The following is a 23700-nucleotide window of genomic DNA, read 5'->3' on the forward strand; positions in this document are numbered from 1 at the left end:
AATTGAAACGTTTCAAATCCCGAGCCCCAGCTAGACCCATTATCCTGCCGTGGGCTTGACTTTTAAAAAAGAATTGAAACGTTTCAAAAAGGAGGAAACAACATGAAAAAAGGATTCATCTTATCTGCTCTGACCACTTTATCGATGAGCTTCTTAGCAGGAGCAATGGCGCCAACCCCCGTAGCCCATGCTGCCGGCCAAGACATCAAGGTTTGGGTACAGTTTTCAGATGAGACCGCAGAAGGGAAGGCTTGGGCAAAAGTCGTAGAAAACTTCAACAAGAAGTACGATGGAAAGTACCAAGTAACAACAGAATACATTCCTCGTAGTGGTTCTGGTGGTGGTTATGAAGACAAGGTCAACGCGGGTATTACCACTAACACCTTGCCAGACGTTATTACTTTAGATGGACCAAACACAGCAGCCTATGCTAAGTCTAAGGTGATTGCGCCATTGGATGACTACTTAGCTGACGCTAATATGGATGATGTACTTGATTCCATTAAACAACAAGGGACCTATGATGGTAAATTCTATGCCTTTGGTTTCTCTGAATCCAACGTAGGGATTTATTACAACAAGAAAATGTTCAAGGAAGCTGGGATTGAAGATTCAGAACTTCCTACTCTGCAAAAACCATGGACTTGGGACGAATTTAAGGCAATCAGCAAGAAGTTGACAGACCACTTAAAACAACCAGCAATTGACTTCCGCCTCAATTCTATGGACGAAATGCTGCCATATGCATATATGCCATTACTCTGGTCAAATGGTGGGACTGTTGTGAATGAAGACGGGACTAAGGCACAAGGTTACTTCAACAGTAAGGAAAGTGTTGAGGCCGTTCAATTCATTCAAGATTTAGTCAAAGAAGGTTACACCACGATTAGCCCAGTTGAAAAAGGCTTTGAAACAGGCGTTTACCCAATGCTCTTAAGCGGATCTTGGACCATTAATGACTTAAATGAAAACTATAAAGACATTGAATATGGTATCCTGCCTTACCCAGTATCTAATACTACTAAGAAATTAGTTTCCCCATCTGGTAGCTGGCAATTAGCTGTGACGGAAAAGTCAGAACAAAAAGAAGGTGCAGCTGAATTCATTAAGTTTGCAACCAACACCGAGTCTAGTGAAATCATTAGCCTAGGCAACAGCGTTCTGCCAATCCGTAAGACCACCATTGCGAATATCAAAGACAAGGTATCTGAGCCAATGCGCTTCTTGATGGAACAAAATGCTGCGACCGCCCACGCTCGTCCAGTAGTGGTCGCTTACCCACAAGTATCTCGTGCTTTCCAACAAGCTATGCAAGATATTAGTTACTATGAAGAAAATCCAGACGTGCAACAAGTCTTGGATCAACGTGCAGAAGAAATGCAAATTGCGATTGACGAAGCGCTCAATCAATAAGACCTTGGGCAGGTAGTTCCGCTAGGGGCTATCTGCCTTCTTTGAAGAAAGAGGAGTCTGACATGAACAAGAAAAAGAAATTCAAAGAAAATCTCTTAGGCTATGGTTTTCTGTCACCAGCCTTGATATTACTATTTATTTTCCTAATCATTCCAGTGGGTATGGTCATCTACTATGCTTTCACAGATTACTATATGCTAGCACCAGACGAACGTAAATTTATCGGGTTGGATAATTTCTTCCGCCTAGCCAAGGATAAAACTTTTATTAAGAGTTTTTGGAACACTGTGCAATTCGTCGTCTGGATTATCCCAGTTCAACTGGGTGCAGCCCTAGGGATGGCTCTTATTGTCAATAAGAAGCGGAAGGGGAATATCTTTTTTAAGGTGGCTTTTTTTGCACCGGTTGTCATGTCCCTGGTCGTTATTTCCATTCTATGGCTATACCTCTTGAATCCTAATAATGGGCTTTTGAATGCTCTCTTGGAAAAAGTAGGCATTGCCAAGCAACCATTCCTGACTAGCCCTAAACAAGCCATGTATGCCATCGTCTTTGTATCTGCCTGGCAAGGGGCCGGTTATCAGATGTTGCTCTTCTTAGGTGGCTTACAGAATATCCCGCAAGATGTTTATGAAGCAGCAGAAATCGACGGCATTAGCAAGTGGAATCAATTCCGCTATATTACCATGCCGCTGCTCAAGCCAACGGCCTTGTTCGTCCTCTTGACGACCTTGATTTCGGCCTTTAAGCTATTGGTCCAACCAATGGTTATGACACAGGGTGGCCCGGCCAACTCTACCATTACCATGGTTTACTACATTTACCGCAAAGGTTTCACAGACCGTTTGGTAGGGTACTCTAGTTCCATTGCCCTGGTCTTTACAACCTTAATTGGGGTTATTTCCCTGGTGCAACGCCGGGTCTTGAAGGAGGATGAATAGGATGAAACGCTTGAAACCAAGAAGCTTGCTTGAATATATTCTCCTGATTTTGCTGGCTGGCCTCTTCCTCTTTCCTATGATTTGGATGGTGGTCTCGTCTATGAAGCCAGAGGCTGATGTCTATAAGAACTTAAAAGGCTGGGAAGCCTTTTTACCAAGTCTCAATCCAGCCAACTGGTTTAAGACTTATGAAGAAGTCCTTCAACGCTTCAGTATTGTGACCTACATGGCTAACAGTGTTTTCTACGCTGTAACCTTTGCAGTAGGCTCTATCTTAATCAATTCCTTGGCCGGCTTTGCCTTTGCCCGTATTAATTTCACAGGTAAGAAGTGGCTCTTCGGATTTCTTCTGGCCTTACTCATTATTCCTGGCGAAATGATGTTGATCCCGCAGTTCACCATTATTAATGCCCTAGGACTCGTGAATAGCCGTTTGGCGGTCATCATTCCAGGTCTAGCGAGCGTCTTCAATATCTATCTCTTCCGCAACTTTTTCATCGCCATTCCGGAGGAAATTATTGAGTCTGCGCGGATAGACGGGGCAGGGATTGTTCGGATTTTCTTCCGCATCATGTTGCCAATGTCTAAGCCAGCAATCGCAACAGTCGGCGTGCTGTCCTTTATCTCTAGCTGGAACGACTATATCTGGCCACTGATGGTCTTAACAGATTCTTCCAAGTTTTCAATGCAGGTGGCGATTACGACCATTAATACCACGCAACCTGTTTATATTAACCAAGTGATGGCCGTGCTGACCATCTCAACGATTCCTCTGATTCTCGTCTATATTGTAGCTCAAAAATATATTCTTCAAGGCCTGGGTGGTTCCGGGACCGGGATTAAATAGTAAGTAGGTGACCAAATGCAAGAACAACTCTCACGGGCTAATGCCTACATTGCCCAACACTCAGCACAAGTAAATCCACGTTTTCGTCAGAGCTATCATCTCATGCCTCCTGTTGGCTGGATGAATGATCCCAATGGTTTTATCTACTATGAAGGATATTATCATCTTTTCTATCAATTCTATCCCTATGATAGCGTCTGGGGACCTATGCATTGGGGTCACGCACGTAGCAAAGATTTAACGCACTGGGAAGATCTTCCAGTTGCCTTAGCACCTAGCGAAGCCTATGATCAATCAGGATGCTTCTCAGGTAGTGCTTTGGTTATTGATGGTCAATTGGTCTTAATGTATACCGGCCATGTCGACCAGCAGGGGCAGGTGACTCAGACGCAATGTTTGGCGGTTTCTGATGATGGAATTAACTTCCGTAAATACGAGGGCAATCCTGTCATTGCACATAAGCATATTGAAGGTGTGGCTGACATTGCTGATTTCCGCGACCCTAAAATTTTGCAACACAATGGTCGCTATTACTCAGTAATTGCCTCCAAGACCGTTGATCATCGCGGTCAGATTCTGCTCTTCGAATCCGCAAATGGTTTTGATTGGGACTTTAAGTCTGTTTTGCTTGAAGGGCAGGCCGGACATGGCGTCATGTGGGAATGTCCGGATCTTTTCCCGCTAGACGGCAAATGGGTACTAATTATGTCGCCGATTGAGCGTGAGCGAAATGGCAATGCCTATTGGAATCTGAATTCCACTGTCGCCTATATCGGTCAAATGGACTGGAATACTGGCCGCTTCCAGGTAGAAAATCAGCATGAAATCGATGGCGGCTTAGATTTCTATGCACCTCAAACTTGTCTGAACTCAGAAAATGAACGTATCATGGTAGCTTGGATGCAGATGTGGCAACGTAACATTCCATCCCATGAACTTGGTGATGGTTGGGCTGGAGCGATGAGCTTGCCAAGACAGGTGCGAGTTTTGGATAATCGATTGTGTCAGTCAATTCCAAGCTCAGTACTAGCGCAATTTAGCGAGGGTAAGGCCTGGCAAGGACAATTAGAGCCTGGCCAAGAGTTCTACCTATCCGATTGGGCTAAGTCCCAACAAGTCTTAAAATTGAATTTAGAAGCCGTTCCTGGTGCTGTCTTCCAACTGCATTATGGTGGTAAACCCGATCATCCGGAAGGCCTCAGCTTAACCTGGCAAGCAGATCAAGCTCTCTTGACTGTCAAACGAGATGGGGTAGGCCATCAAATTATCGGTAAAGAAGAGCCTTATCTAGATAGTCGTCTGCTTGATATTTGGAGCGATACCCCTTATCGCCTGGAACTGGAAATTGTTCGCGATACTTCGTCCATTGAGGTTTTTGTTAACAAAAAACAAGTCATGTCTTTCACTTTTTATGCTGAGGGGCTTGGAACAGGCATAGGCTTAGTGTCAAGTCAGCTAGTAAAAGTTGAGAAATTGACCAACTATAGTCTCATATAAAACTATAAGAAAAGGCTGGAAATGTGTAAGTTCCAGCCTTTTGCATGTCTTGAGGGGTGGCCCAAAAAAAACAGGGAAATCTTCATAGGTAGAGTGAATCAAATTCAGTCTGTTTTTTACGACGCTAGCAGGCAATTTAGGTCCCCCTTATTCTTGTAATCAAAATGTAACCAGACATAAGAGTAGGTGTGATATAATAATTCCATAGCAAAATTATAGGGGGTTATTTTTATGTCATTAAATGCATTAAAAGTCTTAAAAGGCATTTCTAAAGTACCGAGTGTTTTTCTAAGTGGCGTCGCTTTTGGGACGCTTGGACTCAAATTGTTGACAAGCAAAGAAGCTAAAAAAGGTTATGCGACTGTCTTAGCCAAAACCTACAAGGCTAAAGACGGTATCGACAGCATGGTTTCTGCCGTCAAGCAACATGCGGACGACATAGTAGCTGACGCTAAGGATCTCTATCAAGCAGAGAAAACAGCAGATCAACTCGCATCATTAGAGGGTGAATAACGTGCAATTTCAAGTGTTGCATCAGTCAAGTGGCCGGGTTCGACTTCGCGCCACTTTTCCTTTTACTGAAGATGTAAAATACTATCTTGAGGGCTTAACTTCGGACTTCCCCGACATTCTAAGATTGGACTTTTATGAAGATCCTTATGTGGTAGCTATCCATGTGATGCCTGGTCGTCAGGCCGTTGTAGCTCAATTATGGGACTTAATTCAGAAGGATAAATTAGAAGAACTTTATCGTCATCCCCAGCATCACGCAGCTTCAAGCCCTTATGCCTTAGTATCCTCAGCTGTGGGGCGTCACTACCTCTTCAAGTGGTTCATGCCAGTGCCTGTACGTTTGGCTAGAACCCTGTGGAAAGCTCTAGGCTACTTCCGTGATGCTTGGCGTGTTCTGCGACAGGGTAAGTTAACCATGGAAATTTTGGACTGTTCCGCCATTCTAGTGTCACTCGCGATGAAACAGACCGATACTGCTAGCGCCATCATGTTTATCCTAGAATTAGGGGAGACACTCAACTATTGGACCCAAAAACGCTCCCTAGAAGATCTTGAAGCCAGCATCGCTGGTCAAGGCCGCCAAGTATGGTTACTCAAGGGAGACCACTTGCTACAAATCGATAGCCAAGAAGTCCAAGTAGGTGATGTGCTTGTCTTCTATGAAGGTAGTGAGCTGCTCTTTGATGGGATTGTCTTGAATGGTCGAGCTAGTGTCAATGAGAGCTCCTTGACTGGTGAATCCTTCCCAGTAATCAAGGCTGTGGGGGATGAAGTCTACTCTAACACGGTCTTAACCAGTGGAGAACTACACGTTCGTGTAGAAAATCCAACCGCTAACTACCGTATACAAGAGCTAGTTAAGCTCATGCAAGAAGCGGCACAGCAGGAAGGAACCTACCAGTATAAGTACACCTCCATTGCTGATCGCATCGTTAAGTATAATTTCTTGGGAGCAGCGCTGACCTATATCCTAACAGGATCCTTTACCAAGGCAATTTCCTTCCTGTTGGTCGATTACTCCTGTGCCCTTAAATTATCGACTCCTATGGTGTACCTCTCCGCCATCAAGCAATTGATGCATCAGCAAGTTGTTGTGAAGAATTCGACAGTTCTGGACCAATTTGATGAAGTTGATACCTTAGTCTTTGATAAGACGGGGACCATTACCACTTCTCGTCCAGTTATTGAAGAAGTCATTCCTTTTCATGGCTATAGTGCAGAAGATGTCATCATGATTGGCGCCTGTTTAGAAGAGCATATTTACCATCCAATCGCTCATGCCTTGGTGGATAAGGCGGCTCGAGAAGGCATCATTCATGAAGAAATGCATACCGAGCTCAACCACATAGCTTCCAAGGGCATTCGTTCTGAAATCGATGGTAATGTCGTAGTGATTGGGAGCTTAGGTTTAATGGAAGAATCAGGGATTGAGATTGAAGCCGATCAGAGTCAATTGATTCGTCAGAAAGAAACACACTATAATTTACTCTACCTAGGTTATCGCCAGAAACTGATTGCCATGTTCTGCGTGGCGATTCCAGTTCGCCATGAGGCGCATAGTGTTCTACACGCTCTAAAAGGCTTGGGCAAGTATTTAGTCCTCTTAACAGGCGATACAGCGGCCAGAACCAATCGCTTAGTAGCAGACTTGCCTTTTGATGAAGTTCATACCAGTATGACGCCAGTGACTAAATTTGATTATGTCCAAAGGATGCAAGCGCAAGGCCACCGCGTCCTGATGATAGGGGATGGCCTCAATGATTCGGCTGCCCTATCTGCCAGTGATGTGGGCGTGGTTATGGGCGAAGGGGCGGAGGTTTCTAAGCAGATTAGTGACATTATGCTGCCATCCAATAATTTAGCTTCGCTCTTAACCTTGCATCAAGTCTCTGTCGATCTCAAGCAAGAAATTCAGGGGAATGTGCGGGATACTATTGCCATTAATTCAGGTCTTATTGGCTTGGGGGTACTGAATTGGCTTAAACCAAGTAGTTTGGCAATCTTGCATAACATGACGACCTTTGGGATTCTTTGCCGTAGCTATCTGAAGGGCAATGTAAGGCTAGAGAGTGAGGCAGAGGAGAAGTAATGACTTTGTTTAAAATACTTATCGAATGTGGAGTCATACGGTGGAAACAACCACGATCAACATAGTAAAAGCAAAAGGCCCCCATGTCTTAGAATGTTAAGTCATGGGGGTCTCTTCTACATTTTCTAAGGGGGTGTGGAAGCTAATTCGGATTGGAGCCATCTATTTTTGTTTGGGACAGCGCAATTAGCCCTAGTAAGGTGAAGAGTATGGAGAGGACCTGAGAGCTAACACTTGATAGATCACCAGTCTCAGGGAGCTTAGCTGAAATCTGCTTACTTCCTTCTGCTCCACCAATTAGCTGTTGGTTTTCAGAGGAGCTAAACAATTCGTTCGAGCTGGTGTCTGCTGCCAAAGTGCTGGGTTCATTCTGGCTTGTTTCTAGTTCTGGACGGTTAAATTGTTGATTTGCCGCCATCAAATCGCCTAATTGGAGCAGGTAACGGTCATTTCCTATGGCAGCATTAAACTGAATGCCTAAAGGAAGGCCAGATTTGGTGACTAAAGCAGGGAGACTTAGGGCAGGCTCACCTGTCAAATTGGCGAATTGTGTGTAAGGCGTAAGGGCCAGAGATGGGAGCCAGTGATCATAAATCAGTTGCATCTTGGCCTCATGGCTCAAATTTTCCGAATTCTTAATTAGTTCAAGGTCTCGGTCAGACACTAGAGCTTGATCAATGCGCGGAGCGGTGTAGGCCGTTGTAGGTGTTAAGAAAAGAGGATAGCGTTGGTGGAAATCAGCCATGGTTTGACGGACTTGCTGGATGCGAGCCCAGGCCTGATTTACTTCTTCCTTGGTCATGGTCTTGCTTGCCTGGTAGAGTAGCCAGCTAGTAGGGTCTACATCATCATAGCGTAGCTCTCGTTTGAGCTTGGTCTTGGCTAGATAACCTACTACACCCATTTGGCTAGCATTGACTGTATAGTAATCTTTCATTAATTGGACACCATCAAAAGGCCAGTTTACTTCTTCCAAACGGAAACCTTTGCCTCGCAAAAAGGCTACAGTTCGCTCAACTGCCAGTTGAGCCTCGGGGCTGACTTGCGTTCCAACGGGAGATAAGCTGGTATAGCCAATTGCTAGTCGTTTTAACTCTGCTTCAGTCAAGGCTTGAGCCAAGGAAGCATCCGGTTTCTTCATCGCTTCAAACAAGCTCTTGGTATCTTCCATGGTTTTGGTCATCATAAAATGGGCCACTGTATTTTTGTCGATGGAGGCATTGCCCACTATGACGCCACGACTAGGCTTAAGGCCAATAAGGCCATTCCAGGAAGCCGGAATACGAATGGAGACCCCCGCATCACTGCCGGTTGCAGTTGGGGTCATGCCAGCGGCTGTAGCTGCACCAGAGCCACCGCTGGAACCGCCTGCCTGATGGTCAGGGTTCCAGGGGCTGCCAGTAGGGCCATAGAGCTTAGAGTCTGTAATGTTCTTTAGTCCCATTTCAGGATAATTCGTCTGGCCAATGAGGATAAAGCCCAAGTCTTGCAAGGACTTAACGAAGGGACTTGTAGAGCCAGCTTTTTGGTTGGCTAAGAAGGTCAGGCCATTGGAGTTGGGCATGCCCTTAATGGTGTGACCTAATCCTTTTACCAATAATGGAACGCCTAAGAATGGTTGGCCTTGATCTTTAATTTGCCTAGCTTCAGTCAAGGCTTCTTCAGCTCTTAGACTAATAACTGCATGCAGGGCAGGGTCTTTTTCCTTGATAGTGGTTAGAGCAAAATTTACCAATTCTTCACTTGTGACTTTACCAGAGCGGACCCATTCAGCTTGTTGACTAGCATCAGCCGCTTGGTAGGCAGCAAGGTCTATCTTAGATTCTGCTTGATCGTTAGCTTGACTGGCTGCTTCATCGTCTCTTGAGGATACTTGACTGCTTTCGATGTCTGAACTAGAAACGTCTTGTGCCCAGGCAATCGGATGGCCAGCGCTTGTTAGCAACCATAGGGATAATAGGGCCAGTAAGCGCATCTTAATTTTCTGTTTTAGCATTTTCTACACATCCTTTCATAACTTGCCAGTTTATTATACACTTCATCTTAAGCGCTTCCTATACCCTTGGTCATTTAAGCCACTAAAAAAACACCATCATTCGCCATTTGACTCCAGGAGGGGAGAGCAAAGGAAAGAAAAGTGAATATTTGCGAATAACATGACTTGAAGCCCTACCTAACTATCTATCCTCTGTTGACTATGCATTTGCTTTAAGCTATACTAGTAGCTATCACAGATGATACATAAAGCAATGAGGAAATCCGTTAAGTTCGCACAAGTCAGGGAGGCACTTCACCGACTGCAAGGGTGCCAAAGGTAAGCCGAACTTAGCCTTCAATTTCTTAGCTTGACCGTTAAGTTTTTAGTCAATAGAAATGAACAGGTCACCGCCCGCCACGGTTAAGGGCGTCAAGTGCTCGAAGGGCCAGTCCCTTCGAGAACGAGGGTGGTACCACGGTAGCTCGTCCCTTATAGGGGCGGGCTATTTTTATTATTCCCTTGTTTCATCTGAAATAATGATAAAGGAGTCTTGCAACATGTCAGATATCAATACGCACATTGAGGCCTTAGAAGCCTTGCGTCAACAAGCGATTCCGCAATTAGAAGCAACTGAATCCATCAAGGATTTGGAAAAAGTTCGCCTAGATTACCTGGGTAAGAAAGGTCGTTTTGCCGCGGTTGCGCAAGCGATGCGCGACCTGTCAGCAGAAGATCGGCCTAAATTAGGTCAGGTAATGAACCAAGTGAAGTCAGCCTTCGAAGAAATGTTGGAAAGTCGTCGCCACAAGCTAGAAGAATTGGCTCTGGAAGCTAAATTAGCTCTGGAGACAGTGGATGTGACCTTGCCAGGTCGAAAGCCAGCTGGGGGAGCCCGCCACATCATTACCCAAACCATGGAGGAGATTGAAGACCTCTTTATCGGTATGGGCTATCAGGTCGTGGAAGGTCCAGAAGTAGAGTTGGACCACTATAACTTCGAAATGATGAACCTGCCTAAGACTCACCCAGCGCGTGATATGCAGGATACTTTCTATATCGACAATGAAGTCTTGTTGCGGACCCACACTTCGCCAGTTCAAGCCCGGACCATGGAAAAACATGATTTCAGTCAAGGGCCATTGAAGATGATTTCACCAGGTAAGGTCTTCCGTCGCGATAGTGATGATGCGACTCACTCCCACCAATTCCACCAAATTGAAGGGTTAGTGGTAGACAAACATGTGACCATGGCCGACCTTAAGGGGACGCTTCAAGCCTTTGCCCGTACACTTTTTGGGGCAGAACGTGAAATTCGCTTACGTCCATCTTACTTCCCATTCACCGAGCCATCGGTAGAAGTAGACGTGAGCTGCTTCAAGTGTGGCGGGGATGGCTGTAATGTCTGCAAACATACTGGCTGGATTGAAATCCTAGGAGCTGGTATGGTTCATCCAAATGTCTTGGAAATGGCCGGCATTGATTCAAGCGTTTATTCCGGCTTTGCCTTCGGTTTAGGCCCTGACCGGGTAGCGATGTTGAAGTATAACATTGACGATATTCGTCACTTCTATCAAAATGACTTGCGCTTCTTAAGCCAGTTCAAAGGAGGTCAGAACTAATGTATTTATCATTCGAATGGCTCAATGATTATTTAGACTTAACAGGTTTAACAGGCGAAGCCCTAGCAGATCGTATGTCCCGGACCGGGATTGAAATCGAAGCAGTTGAAAACTATGGGGCTCAATTATCTGGTTTAGTGGTCGGGCAAGTATTGTCGGTTGAAGACCACGCTGATAGTGACCATCTCCATGTCTGCCAAGTGACGGTAGGCGATCAGGAGCCCCTGCAAATTGTCTGTGGGGCACCCAATGTGGTGGCTGGCGCTAAAGTTATTGTGGCCACTATTGGGGCTCGTTTAGCCGGTGGTTTGAAGATTAAGAAGGGCAAATTACGTGGGGTCGAATCTCATGGGATGTTGTGTGCCCTCCAGGAACTAGGCTTCCCTGACAGCGTGGTGCCAAAAGTTTATGCAGAGGGTCTCTTCCTCTTACCAGCAGATGCGCCGATTGGAGCAGATGTGGTGGACTATCTCAAGTTAGATGATCCAATCTTAGAACTCTCGATTACGCCTAACCGGGCAGATGCGCTTTCTATGCGTGGGGCAGCCTATGAAGTAGGAGCTATTATCGATCAGGTACCTAACTTCGATAATATTCATCGCCAAGCGACACAAGCAGCAGATGCATCTCTCTTGTCTGATGTGACGGTAAAAATTTCAGATAGCGATTTGTCTGCTTGCTACCAAGCTCGAGTGATTGACCAAGTGGAGATTAAGGAAAGCCCACTTTGGTTGCAAATGCGCCTGATGAAAGCAGGAGTTCGTCCACATAACAATATCGTGGACATCACCAACTACTTCCTCATGCTCTATGGCCAACCACTTCATGCCTTTGACTATGATACCTTAGAGCACAAGGCCTTAGGCGTCCGCCCAGCTCGTGAGGGCGAGGTGCTTGTGACCCTAGACGGTAGCGAGCGCCACTTGTCAGCAAGTGACATGGTCATTACCGACCAAGACCGGGCAGTTGCGCTAGCCGGGGTAATGGGGGGCTTAGATACAGAAGTGACCGACAAGACCCGTCGTGTCCTCTTAGAATCAGCCGTCTTTAATCCGATTGCTATTCGTCAAACTTCTAAGAAATTCAACCTTCGTTCTGAATCTAGCATGCGTTTTGAAAAAGGCATTAACCATGCGACCATTAGCGAAGCGGGCCAGGAAGCCGCTAACTGGATGGCCTACTATAGTGGGGGCCAAGTGGTGCCCGGCTTAGTTGAAGAGAATCATTTGGACCTGAACCCAATTGAGGTCACTGTACCTTATCGCGCTATTCAAGATAAGATTGGGATTGACTTGAGCCATGAAGAGCTGAGTCATATCTTCCGTCGTCTTGGTTTTGACTTAGCATTAGGGGAAGATAGCTTCACCGTGACCGTCCCTAAACGTCGCTGGGATATCAGCATTGAAGCCGATATTTTAGAAGAAGTAGCTCGGGTTTATGGCTATGATAACCTGCCAACAACCTTGCCGGTAGTGCCAAGTACGCCAGGTCGTCTCAATGCTAAACAAAAACTGGTGCGTCAGACTCGCAATATCTTGGAAGGCCTGGGCCTCAACCAGGTCATCAGCTATGTACTGACTTCACCTAAGCAAGCCGACTTGATGAAGTCGAAAGATTACCCAGTAGTCGCTTTGGACTTCCCGATGAGTGAAGATCGTTCTGTTTTGCGTCAGAGCCTCTTCCCAGCCCTCTTAGAAATTGCCAAGTACAATGCTGCGCGGCAGAATCCAAGTTTAGCCTTTTATGAGACAGGTAAAGTCTTCTATGGTCAAGGAAGCAATGTTCAACCACTTGAACAAGAGCGTCTAGCCATTCTCTTATCAGGGGTTAAGGAAAGTAAATCCTGGTATGGGCCAGCTCAATCCTATGATTTCTTTGATCTCAAAGGTGTTCTCGAAGGCTACTTGGCAGCCATTCGCTTGGATAAGCAAGTCAGCTTCCAGGCTGTCTCCACCTATCCTGAGCTCCATCCTGGTCGGACTGCCCAAGTTCTCCTAGGTGACCAAGTCATTGGGGTTATGGGGCAAATCCATCCAGTCTTAGCTAAATCTTACGACTTGGATGAAGCCAGCTTCTTCGCTGAATTAGACTTCGATGCTATTTTAGCAGTTCAACGTCCAGCCTTAGTTCAACGTCCAATTCCTAAGTATCCTTCTACCTCACGAGACTTAGCCCTCTTAGTTGATTTAGAGCAGGACCAAGCAGGCCTAGCACAACTCATGAAGGAACATGGTGGGGACAACTTAGTCTCGGTTGAGCTCTTCGACTTGTTTATTAACCTTGACCTCTTCCGAGGCAAGAAGTCACTAGCCTACCGACTAATCTTCCAAAATCCAGACAAGACATTAACAGACGAGGATGTTCAATCCGCTATGGATCGGATTAGAGCTGCACTCGAAACAGTGTCAGGTTTAGAAATTCGCTAAGCCCATGAGAGACTAGAAGTAGCTTCTAGTCTCTTTATTTTTGGTCTGGGCTTTTCAATTAGCAAGCGAGAAGGTATACTGTAACTATGAACAAATGAGGAGTAGGAGGCCGTTTGGCATGAGACGAGAGCGGGTATTAAGAGCGTTTGGGGTAGGTTTGTTGCCACTGGTAGGACTAGCCGTCTTACTGGAAAAGCCCCTTTGGTGGGGCAGTGTGGCCTTATTTGTCGCGCTTCTAGCCTTGGCCGTCTTTCTCTTCCGTCAAACGGACCAGGTGGCAACTTCAAGTCAAGAAATTATCGCGGCTTCCATCAGCAACTGGTTTCTGATTTTAGCGGCCTTCTATCTGAGCCCAGACAACTGGCTACTAGCGGGCCATAGTATTAGTCGTATTTGGGGTTTGGTCCTCGTGGCCCTAGTCCATCTGGGCGTCTTGGTCCTACACGTGACCAGTCGCCAAGTTAATCGCCAAACCGCTGGTCAAGTCATGGTGATTAGCTTAGGCTATATGATAATTATGGGCTTGCTTGTGGCGGGACTCCTGGTTATGGGGATGGCGTCTGTCATAGGTGTCTGCCTCTTGTTAGCTTCCATGATTTACTTCCTACTTACTTTGTCTTATTTAAGTAAGAGATCTGAAGGTAAATAAAGGAGAAACCGCTCGTGATTACGGGCGGTTTTGATTTTTCTTTCCCTATTTATCTATTACATAGATAAATAGGGTATGAGTTAGCCAAATTACGTTCTTAAAAGTGAACAAATTGATATTTTCCGGGAGGAACGAGCAACCCAGCAACAAAATGAGAAAAAAATGAGATAACCCATTGATTTTTAATAACCGCTAGTTATATAATAATAGCCATAAAAGAAAATTAGGGTGAATCAAAATGACAAGATAGAAAATTAAAGGAAGAATCATTTTATAAATAAGTAGGGCCTATTCTGACATGTAGTTGTTTTTGGAGGTATGGGCTATGATGGTGAAAAATCTGTCAAATTAACCTATAAACTTTTATTAAAGAGAGGAAGGAAGAATGAAGAAATATCTCTATAAAAATAAGTGGCGACTCATACTAGCCTTAGTAGTTGGGGCGCTAGGAGCCATATCCGTGGTGGCGATGGCATATATTATACAGTTGCTTGTAACAGCCATTATTTCGGGTGATGCAAAACAAATGGTGAATGTAGGGATCATCTCTGCAGTTTATGTTTTAATCGACTCATATATGGATTATGCTGTTGAAATTGTGAATGAACGTTTAACTCAGGCCGTCATACTTGATATTAGACAGGATGTATTAAAAGGGATTAGTCATTTGACAGTTAAGGGTTTCTATCAGGAACCTGATGAGTATTATATGAACTTGCTAACCAATGATATGGATGTTGTTGACGAAGAATATTTGAAAGAGTTACTTAGCATGTACAATGATATTTGGACTTTTGTATTAGGTCTGGCATCTTCCTTGATTCTGAGTCCTTTCTTCAGTTTGATCATGATTTTGATGAGCCTTGCCCCTATTGTGCTACCTAAACTAATGGGGGAAAAACTTCAAGCAGCAAGAAAAGAAGTGTCCAAAGCGCAAGAAGGCTACCTAGGGCGATTGAAAGAGGGTTTGCAGGGTTTCTTAACTTTAAAAATATACCAAGGCTTTGCAGGCTATTTAAGCATCTTAAATCAGAGGGGTCAGCAGATTGCAGATGCAAAAGTAGAGAATACACGCCGTCAAAGAGGTGTATATGCTATTTCCTATGGTTTACGAGAATTTGTTAATATCTTTTCTTGGGTTGTCGGGGGATTTTTCGTCATTGCTGGTCAATTAGAGTTTGCGACCTTCTTTGCTGTAAAACAGTTAGTAGCCTATGTCGCTTATCCTATTCAGGGCTTTAGTGCTAGTTACACTGGACTAGTTGCTGCTCGATTTAATTGCGACAAGATTATGGCTTTTATTGAAACCACTCATAAAGAAGATTTAAGCCTAGGGTCAGCTCAGAAGGTCCAAAGTCTCGTTTTATCAAACGTGAGTCTAGAAAAGAATGGAACTTTGATCCTGGACAGTATCAACCTCAAATTTGAGATGGGGAAAAAATACCTGATTGTTGGCGAAAGTGGCAGTGGGAAAACAAGCCTATTAAGGACCATACTTGGTATGTACACTCCGAGTGCGGGGAAAATTGTGTGGGAAGGCCTTACTCCTGCCGCTAATGGGGAGTGGCCAATTCAGAATTTACTTGGCTTTGTTCAGCAGGACACGGTAATCTTTAACAATAACTTGGCTGATAATGTGACCCTATTTAAGCAATTCAAGGAGGATTTATCGCCACTCTTAGAAAAGGTAGGATTAAATAAATGGAGAGAACTCAACCAATTGGAATCAGGCGAGCAGATGCTTCATCAGCAGTCAATATCTGGTGGCGAAAAGAGACGATTGGATATAGCAAGGGCACTCTATCATAGCCGTGATATTTTGATTTTTGATGAACCGGTAGCTGGCTTAGATGAAGCAAATCGCCAAACAATTGAAGAAACGATTCTATCCTTGAAGGACAAGATGGTCATTTACATTACTCACCAAATCTCTGAAGAGAAGATAGCTGATTTTGATTGTGTAATTGAACTTCATGAGGGGAGAGTTTCAGGTTTGGAAGGCGAAAAAGTTATAACCAAATCAGAATAGCTAATTTTAATGCAAGGCAGACAGTTGGAAGTCAATTCCAACTGTTTTTTCTTTGGCTTTTGGGCTGACTCGAGGGGCTTCTTATGGTATGATAGAGGGTGGAAAAAACGAAGCAAAGGGGTTGGTCGATGTGAGTCCCGACTTAAGGAGTGACAATATAAACTAAGACTCAAAGGAGGAAATCCCCTATGCTCGTAGAAGAAATTCAAACAGCCCTAGCAAATGAACATTCTGAGGCCATTTACCGTATGATTCGGGAACACCACCCGGCTGATATTGCCTTGGCCCTAGAAGAGCTTGAAGACGAAGAAGTTTTCAAGTTTGTCAGCTTTATCTCGGACAAGGCCCTGGCCTTGATTCTGGAGACTCAGATTTCTGAAGAACTCCAGGTTAAGATTGTTGAAGCCGTGCCATTTGCCCGCATGCTCAATGTCTTCACCTACATGTCCCAGGATGACATCGTGGATATCTTGGGCAACCTATCCATTTGGCAACGTAAGCAATTCCTGAACATGATGAAGAATCGTGATTCGGATGACCTAGAGAAACTCTTGGCCTACGATCCGGATACCGCTGGTGGTCTCATGACCACAGAGTTCATCGCCTTGAATGAGAACTTAACGGTTTATGAAGCCTTCGAGACCATTCGTAAGATTGCGCCGGAGAAGGAAGTTATCGAGACCCTCTTCGTGGTCGATGCCAAAACCTTACTCAAAGGGACAGTCGATATCCGCGATATTTTCACCAAATCCGATCAACAAAAACTCAGTGAAATTCTTAACCCTAACGTCATTTCGGTGACGCCGACGACGGACCAGGAAGAAGTTTCCCTGATTGTTACCAAGTATAACCTGTCAGTTGTACCGGTCGTTAATAACAAGAACCGGATTTTGGGGATTATCACCAACGACGATATCATCCACGTCATCAATGAAGAGTACACAGAAGATATGTACTTGATGGGTGGGGTGGACTCGGAAGAAACGCTAGATAGCCCAGTCTTCGAGTCCGTCAAACGCCGTCTGCCTTGGTTGGTTATCAACCTCTTCACAGCCTTTCTGGCCTCATCCGTTATCAACCTTTTCTCCGATACCATCAGCCAAATGGTAGCCCTAGCGGCTGCCATGCCGATTGTAGCTGGTATGGGAGGAAATGCCGGTACTCAGACCGTAACCATTGTGGTCCGTGCCCTAGCTTTGGGCGAAGTGGACTGGGGTGACTGGCGCGGTATGCTTAAAGAAATCGGGGCGGGTTTCGCCAACGGTCTCATTACCGGGGGCGTGGCTGCTATTGCTCTTATGCTGATGTATGGTAATGTCTACCTAGGGGTGGTTATCATCCTAGCTATGATTGTAGATATGGTCATTGCCGGAATTTTTGGTTACTTCATCCCCTTGGCGGTTAAGAAATTCCGTGGGGACCCTGCCTTGGTATCAACCGTCTTCCTGACCACGGCCACTGACGTGTGTGGTTTCTTCAGCTTCTTAGGCTTGGCCACTCTCTTCATGCCTTTACTTGTATAATGATTATATTGCCTACTCCCTTGGGAGTGGGCTTTTTGCTTGATTGAACGCCTTAAACAGGCCAATCCCGTAAGCTAATGATAAGGTCAGCTGAGTGTCACTTTTGGCTTTTTAGGCCTTCGGACAAAATGGCATTACAGCGCCCTTAAATTATGGTAGAATAAGAAGGAAAAGTCTGTGACCCTAGGGTCCGAAAGGTGTGGTATTCATGCAACGTTTAGATGGGAAAATTCTCTCACAATCAATTTTCGCCCGGCTATCCCAGGCAACAGCGGCCTTCCGTTCCCAAACCGGGACCCAGCCCAAATTGACCGTTATCTCAGTAGGGGAAGATCCTGCCAGCAAGGTCTATGTTGGCCAGAAGCAAAAACGCGCCTTGGAAATTGGCTATGCCTTCGAATGGGTACTCTTGCCAGCAGATATTAGCCAAGAAGAATTGGAGCGGACCATTAAGGTTCACAATCAGGATCCTCAGACCCATGGGCTCTTATTACAATTGCCTCTGCCTGAGCATTTAGATCCATTGTCAGCTATGCACCTAATTGATCCAGAGAAAGATGTAGATGGTTTCCACCCCCTGACCATGGGACGGGTCGTTGAAGACAATACAGACCTCTATCCTTGTACGCCAAAAGGCATTGTGCGGCTCTTAGAGAATGCCCAGATTCCTTTGCAAGGTCAGAATGTGGTTGTCGTAGGTCGTAGCCAAATTGTGGGCTTGCCTATTTCTATCATGCTGATTAACCGCGGGGCCACTGTGACAGTCTGCAATTCCAAGACCCAGGACTTAGGACACTATACCCGTTATGCGGATATCTTGATTGTAGCGACTGGCCAGGCCCATTTAATTGGACCAGACCATCTCAAGGAGGGCGCAGTAGTAGTCGACGTTGGGATTAACCGGCTCATGTCTGGTAAGCTAGTAGGGGATGTGGATTTTGAAGCTGTAGCTCATAAGGTTAGCTACATCACACCAGTTCCTGGTGGAGTTGGCCCTATGACGGTAGCTATGTTGATGGAACAGACCTTTACTTGTGCCTGCCAACAACAAAACTTAGATCCCTTGACCTTCTTGAGCCAGGAGGAGGCCTAGTCAGTGACCGATACACAAAAGGACTATCTCAGTGTCAAGGCCCTGACCCGCTATCTCAAGCGCAAGTTCGATGTGGACCCCTACCTGCAGAAAGTCTATGTAGTAGGGGAGGTTTCTAACTTCCGCTTGCGGACAGGCCACCAATACTTCAGCCTTAAGGAAGACAATGTTAAAATCAACGTCACCATGTTTAAGCAGGCCTTTAGTAAGCTGCCTTTCAAGTTAGAAGAGGGCATGAAGGTCTTAGCAGTGGGTCGGGTTTCCATCTATGAGCCCAGTGGTTCCTACCAATTGACGCTTGAGTCGCTGCAACCGGACGGCGTGGGCTCCCTCTATCTGGCCCTAGAACAACTTAAGGCCAAGCTTAAGCAAGCGGGTCTCTTGGATTTGCCTAAGAAGCAACCGCGCCGTTTTCCACGGCGGATTGCAGTCATTACCAGTCCAAGTGGGGCCGTCATCCGAGATATTGTGACCACCCTCAAACGACGCTATCCTATTGCCCAAGTGGTAGTTTTCCCTACCCGCGTTCAGGGTAAGGAAGCCAGCGGCGAAATTGTCGCAGCCTTTGAACGGCTCAAGGCCAAGCAAGCGGCTTTTGATACCGTGATTCTAGCGCGTGGGGGCGGGGCCATTGAAGACCTCTGGCCCTTCAACGAGGAAATCGTGGCTCAGGCCATTCTAGCCTGTCCCTTGCCGGTCATCACAGCCATCGGCCACGAGACAGATACCACCATTGCTGACTTAGTGGGGGACCTACGTGCTCCGACACCAACCGCAGCAGCTGAAATGGCAGCTGAGGAATTAAGTCAAGTCTATCTCAAGTTGGAAGAAAGTCGAACCCGTTTGGCTCAATCCATGCTAAGCCGGATTCAACATAAGCAAACCCAACTCCGTCGTTATCAGGAAGTCTATATTTTCCGGGAACCCGAGCGGCTTTACCAAGCCTATATGCAGCAAGTGGACCTCATCAAGGAGCGTTTGTTACGTGCTCAGTCGTCTTATCTGCAGGGGCAGACTCAAGGCCTGGCTCTCCTATCCACTCGTCTTAAAGCCCAGGGGCCAAGCGGTCGTTTGCATCTGGAAGGAGAGCGGCTAGCCCGCCTAGGTCATCAGTTGCAACGGGCTATGGCTCAGACCAGTCAACATTATCAAGGAGAGTTGGCTCGTTATAGCCAGCTCCTAGAGGCCTATAGCCCGCTCAAGATTCTGGCGCGGGGTTATGCCATTATCGAAGACAAGCAAGAAGCGGTGAAATCAGTCCAGCAACTTCAAGTTGGTCAGGTCATCGATGTAACCTTACAAGATGGTCAAGCCACCGCTCAAGTTCAAACCATTAGCGCTCAGAAAGGAAAAAAACATGGCAACAAAAAAGAAAAAGCCTGAGAGTTTCGAAGCAGCTCTAGCTGAATTAGATACCATTGTACAACAACTTGAACGAGGCGAATTGCCTCTAACCCAAGCTCTGGATGCCTTTAAGCAGGGGGTAGAATTAACCCAATACTGCCAAAAGACCCTCCATGATGCTCAAGAAACAGTCGCCAACATGATGGCAGAAGAGGGCGATTTTGTCCTAGATGAGGATGTCCAATGAACTTCTTAGAACTCGATACCCTGCGTCAGCTTTTCGAACGGAGCCTGGACCAACAGACACGTTATCACTTAACACCTCCTCGTCTGATTGAAGCCATGCGCTACTCCCTCAAAAATGGGGGCAAGCGCCTGCGTCCAGTCATGCTCTTGGCGGTTTTGGCTATTCAATCAGAAGACCTAGTCAAATGTGGCCTTAAGACAGCCATCGCCTTAGAGTATATTCACACCTATTCCCTGATTCACGACGATTTACCGGCCATGGATAACGATGACCTACGTCGAGGGCAAGCCACCAACCATAAGCGCTTTGGCGAGGGTCTAGCTATTTTGGCTGGGGATGCCCTCTTAACAGATGCCTTCCAAGTTCTGGTTTCAGATGACCTCTTGGATGACCGGACCAAGCTAGCCCTGATTGACCAACTCAGTCAAGCAGCGGGTTCTTGGGGCATGGTGGCTGGCCAAGTAGGGGATATTGAAGCAGAACAGACGCCGGTTGACTACCAGGGCTTGAAGCAGATTCATGATCAGAAGACAGGTGCCCTATTCCGTTTTGCTTTAGAGGCAGGGGCTATTATCGGTGGGGCGGATGCGAGCACTTGCCAAGCCCTGCGTCAGTTTGGTCGTCACTTTGGCTTAGCCTATCAGATTCACAATGACCTAATGGATGTTTTAGGAAGTCAAGAAGTGACAGGTAAAGTCACTCAGGCGGATCAAGCCCTAACCAAATCTACCTATCCAAGTCTTTTGGGCCTCCAAGGAGCCAAGGATGCCTTGGCAGTAGAGGTTAGCGCAGCTAGCCAAGTTTTAGAGGACTTAGCTAAAGAGAGTGGCCGCCCTTATCAGATTCTGGGAGGAATCTTGGATTATTTAACCCTACCCTCTGCTAAGTAAAAGGAGCAGCTATGAAAAAGGAACGCATTGATAAACTGGTTGTTCAGAGTGGTCTGACCGAATCGCGCGAACAAGCACGTCGCTTGATTATGGCAGGGCAAATCTATGACAGCCAGAACCAACGTTATGACAAGCCCGGTGAGAAAGTGGATGCCTCCAAAGTATTTCACATTAAGGGCAAGACGCTACCTTATGTCAGTCGTGGTGGTCTTAAGTTAGAAAAAGCCATTAAGGTCTTTGACATTGATATGACTGACCAAATCCTCCTAGATATTGGAGCTTCGACAGGTGGCTTCACGGACGCGGCCCTCCAATTTGGTGCAGCCAAGTCCTATGCCTTAGATGTCGGCTACAACCAACTAGCCTATTCCCTACGCCAAGATCCTCGGGTTATTGTCATGGAGCGGGAAAACTTCCGTTATGCCCAGCCTGACCAATTTCAAGAAGGGCAACCAAGCGTGGCCTCAATCGACGTCTCCTTTATCTCCCTACGTTTAATTCTGCCACCTCTGGTGCCTATTTTAGCGCCAGGAGGCACCGTCCTCATGCTAATTAAGCCGCAATTTGAGGCCGGTAAGGAGCGCGTGGGTAAGAAGGGGATCGTGAAGGATCCAGCGGTACACTTAGATGTCCTCAAGGAAATCTTGTCCTATGCCTGTGGCTTGGGTTATCGTGTACGTGATTTGACCTTCTCGCCTATTACCGGTGGCGAAGGCAATATCGAATTTTTGGCCTATCTGACTAACGACCAAGACCTAGCCAATGACTCTTGGAAGCAGGTGGACTTAGCCGGTGTGGTGGAAGCCGCACATACAACCTTTGAATAAAAGAGTTTAGACAAGAAAGGAGGCCCGATTATGTTACGGAGTCTCAACATTGAAAATTTTGCCATTATCGACCATGTGACCCTGGATTTAGAGATGGGAATGACCGTTCTAGCAGGGGAGACTGGGGCTGGGAAATCGATAATTATTGATGCCCTTAGCTTGCTTATGGGCAGTCGTGGGACCAACGATTTAATCCGGCAAGGTGCCGATAAACTGGTAGTGGAGGGTCTCTTTTCTATGTCGCCAGCTCCTGAACCACTGTTAGCACAATTAGCAGATTTTGGTTTGGAGCTTGAGGACCAGGAGGACCTGATTATACGTCGTGAGCTTAACCGCCAAGGCAAGAATACCGTTCGGGTTAATGGTCAGTTGGCTAACGTGTCTTTGCTTAAGCAAATTGGCTATTACCTTGTCGATATTCATGGCCAGAATGAGCACCAGGCCTTGCTTAATAAGCAATTCCATCTCAGTCAGTTGGACCAATTTGCGGGCGAGCGCCTAAATCAGCTAAAACAAACTTATCAAGCTGCCTTCGAGCGCTATGACCAGCTACGTAAGGACTGGCTGGCCAGTCAGCAGGAAGGAAGTGACAAACGCCAACGCTTAAGCTTCTTAGAATTTCAGTTGCAAGAATTAGAAGCCGCTAACTTAGTCGCTGGGGAAATGGCCCAGTTAGAACAGGAAAGTCGGCGTCTACAAAACAGTCAGAAGATTGGCCAAGCATTGGCGACGGTTAATCATTTGCTATCGGAAGCTGACACTAGCGCCTTGACGCAACTGAGCCAAGCCCAAGCAGCCTTAGAGGAAGTAGCCAGCTACGACTCTAGCTATCCGGCCTTGGCGGCCCAACTGCAAGATCTCTACTATCAACTAGAAGAAGTAGCCCACCAACTAGCGGTCAGCAACCAGGAAGTAGACAATGATCAAGCCATTGATGAATTGGAAGCGCGTCTCAGCCAATTAGGTCAACTGACCCGTAAATATGGCATGGATGAAGCTCAGCTATTGGCCTATTTTGATGCTATTAGCGAAGAAATTTACCAGCTCACACACCAGGAACAGTATACAGAGCGTCTAGTTAAGGACTTAACGGTCGCTTACCATGACTGTCTGGCGGCTGGTCAGGCCCTAGACCAAGGCCGACGCCGGGAAGCACAGGACCTAGTAGCAGCGATTGAAGCAGAACTGGCCGATTTGTATATGGCCAATGCGCGATTCCAAGTGGACTTTACGAGCTTGGGTAGTGACTCTAGCCTAGCTAGTCTACTGCCTGATGCACAGCGCTTAAGTGCCGAAGGTTTAAGTCAGGTAGAATTTTATGCGACTACCAACCTTGGTGAAGCCATGAAGCCCCTGGTTAAGATTGCTTCAGGTGGCGAGTTGTCTCGCTTTATGTTGGCCCTCAAACGGGTCTTCAGCCAAGGAATGATGGATATGACCTTGGTCTTTGATGAGATTGATACAGGGGTATCAGGTCGGGTTGCTCAGGCCATTGCGGAGAAGATGCAAGGCATTGCCCAGCATCACCAGCTGCTCTGTATTACCCATTTGGCTCAAGTAGCTGCCAGTGCTGACCAACATCTTTACATTGAAAAAGTTGTTGAGAATGAGCGTACGCGTACTCGCGTGCAGGCATTGAATGAGGAAGGTCGTATAGAAGCCATCGCCAGCATGATGTCTGGTAAGGTCTTAACGCCGGCATCCCTGCAAATGGCCCAAGATTTACGTCGTCAGTTGCAGGCCCATCATGCCAAACTAGGCGAGGAGGACTAAGC

At 46.3% G+C, this 23700-nt stretch carries 18 protein-coding genes; 17 read left to right on the plus strand and 1 reads right to left on the minus strand.

The window, feature by feature from the left end; genetic code table 11:
* The first annotated feature begins 102 nt into the window (after positions 1-102).
* From RWO08_RS00150 to RWO08_RS00175, 6 genes are all read left to right on the plus strand, one after another.
* Positions 103-1413, plus strand: a complete 1311-nt coding sequence (locus RWO08_RS00150; protein ID WP_314210958.1) for a sugar ABC transporter substrate-binding protein — start codon at positions 103-105, stop codon at positions 1411-1413.
* A 62-nt stretch (positions 1414-1475) separates the two neighbouring features.
* On the plus strand, positions 1476-2354 hold the full coding sequence (locus RWO08_RS00155; RefSeq protein WP_070756527.1) for a carbohydrate ABC transporter permease: 879 nt from the start codon (positions 1476-1478) through the stop codon (positions 2352-2354).
* A 1-nt stretch (position 2355) separates the two neighbouring features.
* Complete coding sequence (locus RWO08_RS00160) at positions 2356-3201, plus strand: carbohydrate ABC transporter permease (RefSeq protein WP_268442065.1); 846 nt, start codon at positions 2356-2358, stop codon at positions 3199-3201.
* A gap of 15 nt (positions 3202-3216) precedes the next feature.
* On the plus strand, positions 3217-4698 hold the full coding sequence (locus tag RWO08_RS00165) for a glycoside hydrolase family 32 protein (protein ID WP_314210959.1): 1482 nt from the start codon (positions 3217-3219) through the stop codon (positions 4696-4698).
* 231 nt (positions 4699-4929) lie between these two features.
* Positions 4930-5211, plus strand: coding sequence for a DUF6110 family protein (locus RWO08_RS00170; protein WP_023391164.1), 282 nt, complete (start codon positions 4930-4932; stop codon positions 5209-5211).
* A 1-nt stretch (position 5212) separates the two neighbouring features.
* On the plus strand, positions 5213-7300 hold the full coding sequence (locus RWO08_RS00175; protein WP_070756530.1) for a heavy metal translocating P-type ATPase: 2088 nt from the start codon (positions 5213-5215) through the stop codon (positions 7298-7300).
* Positions 7301-7442: 142 nt separating this feature from the next.
* On the opposite strand, the gene RWO08_RS00180 is transcribed toward RWO08_RS00175, so the two are convergent.
* The gene (locus RWO08_RS00180; RefSeq protein ID WP_314210960.1) at positions 7443-9296 is read right to left on the minus strand and encodes an amidase family protein; all 1854 of its coding nucleotides are present in this window, start codon (positions 9294-9296) and stop codon (positions 7443-7445) included.
* Between the two features lie 539 nt (positions 9297-9835).
* Here RWO08_RS00180 and pheS point away from each other — a divergent pair.
* The 11 genes from pheS (at position 9836) to recN (ending at position 23698) form a co-directional block, all read left to right on the plus strand.
* The gene (pheS, locus tag RWO08_RS00185) at positions 9836-10897 is read left to right on the plus strand and encodes a phenylalanine--tRNA ligase subunit alpha (RefSeq protein WP_291431067.1); all 1062 of its coding nucleotides are present in this window, start codon (positions 9836-9838) and stop codon (positions 10895-10897) included.
* Entirely contained in the window at positions 10897-13323 is a 2427-nt protein-coding gene (gene pheT, locus RWO08_RS00190; protein WP_291431069.1) for a phenylalanine--tRNA ligase subunit beta, read from the plus strand. The genes pheS and pheT overlap by 1 nt, the downstream gene beginning before the upstream one ends.
* 118 nt (positions 13324-13441) lie before the next feature.
* A complete protein-coding gene (locus tag RWO08_RS00195; protein ID WP_314210961.1) occupies positions 13442-13972 on the plus strand; it encodes a hypothetical protein in 531 nt (176 codons plus the stop codon).
* Between the two features lie 385 nt (positions 13973-14357).
* Positions 14358-16001 (plus strand): ABC transporter ATP-binding protein, encoded by a 1644-nt coding sequence (locus RWO08_RS00200; protein ID WP_314210962.1) that lies wholly within the window; start codon positions 14358-14360, stop codon positions 15999-16001.
* Positions 16002-16189: 188 nt separating this feature from the next.
* Entirely contained in the window at positions 16190-17524 is a 1335-nt protein-coding gene (gene mgtE, locus RWO08_RS00205) for a magnesium transporter (RefSeq protein WP_314210963.1), read from the plus strand.
* A 208-nt stretch (positions 17525-17732) separates the two neighbouring features.
* On the plus strand, positions 17733-18617 hold the full coding sequence (gene folD / locus RWO08_RS00210; protein WP_070756536.1) for a bifunctional methylenetetrahydrofolate dehydrogenase/methenyltetrahydrofolate cyclohydrolase FolD: 885 nt from the start codon (positions 17733-17735) through the stop codon (positions 18615-18617).
* A 3-nt stretch (positions 18618-18620) separates the two neighbouring features.
* The gene (xseA, locus tag RWO08_RS00215) at positions 18621-20000 is read left to right on the plus strand and encodes an exodeoxyribonuclease VII large subunit (RefSeq protein ID WP_314210964.1); all 1380 of its coding nucleotides are present in this window, start codon (positions 18621-18623) and stop codon (positions 19998-20000) included.
* A complete protein-coding gene (xseB, locus tag RWO08_RS00220; RefSeq protein WP_070756538.1) occupies positions 19975-20208 on the plus strand; it encodes an exodeoxyribonuclease VII small subunit in 234 nt (77 codons plus the stop codon). The genes xseA and xseB overlap by 26 nt, the downstream gene beginning before the upstream one ends.
* On the plus strand, positions 20205-21098 hold the full coding sequence (locus RWO08_RS00225) for a farnesyl diphosphate synthase (protein WP_314210965.1): 894 nt from the start codon (positions 20205-20207) through the stop codon (positions 21096-21098). Before xseB ends, RWO08_RS00225 begins: the two co-directional genes overlap by 4 nt.
* An 11-nt stretch (positions 21099-21109) precedes the next feature.
* A complete protein-coding gene (locus RWO08_RS00230) occupies positions 21110-21925 on the plus strand; it encodes a TlyA family RNA methyltransferase (protein ID WP_291431080.1) in 816 nt (271 codons plus the stop codon).
* A gap of 30 nt (positions 21926-21955) precedes the next feature.
* A complete protein-coding gene (recN, locus tag RWO08_RS00235; protein WP_314210966.1) occupies positions 21956-23698 on the plus strand; it encodes a DNA repair protein RecN in 1743 nt (580 codons plus the stop codon).
* Positions 23699-23700: the final 2 nt, after the last annotated feature.

Source organism: uncultured Abiotrophia sp., assembly GCF_963520105.1.
GTDB lineage: Bacteria > Bacillota > Bacilli > Lactobacillales > Aerococcaceae > Abiotrophia.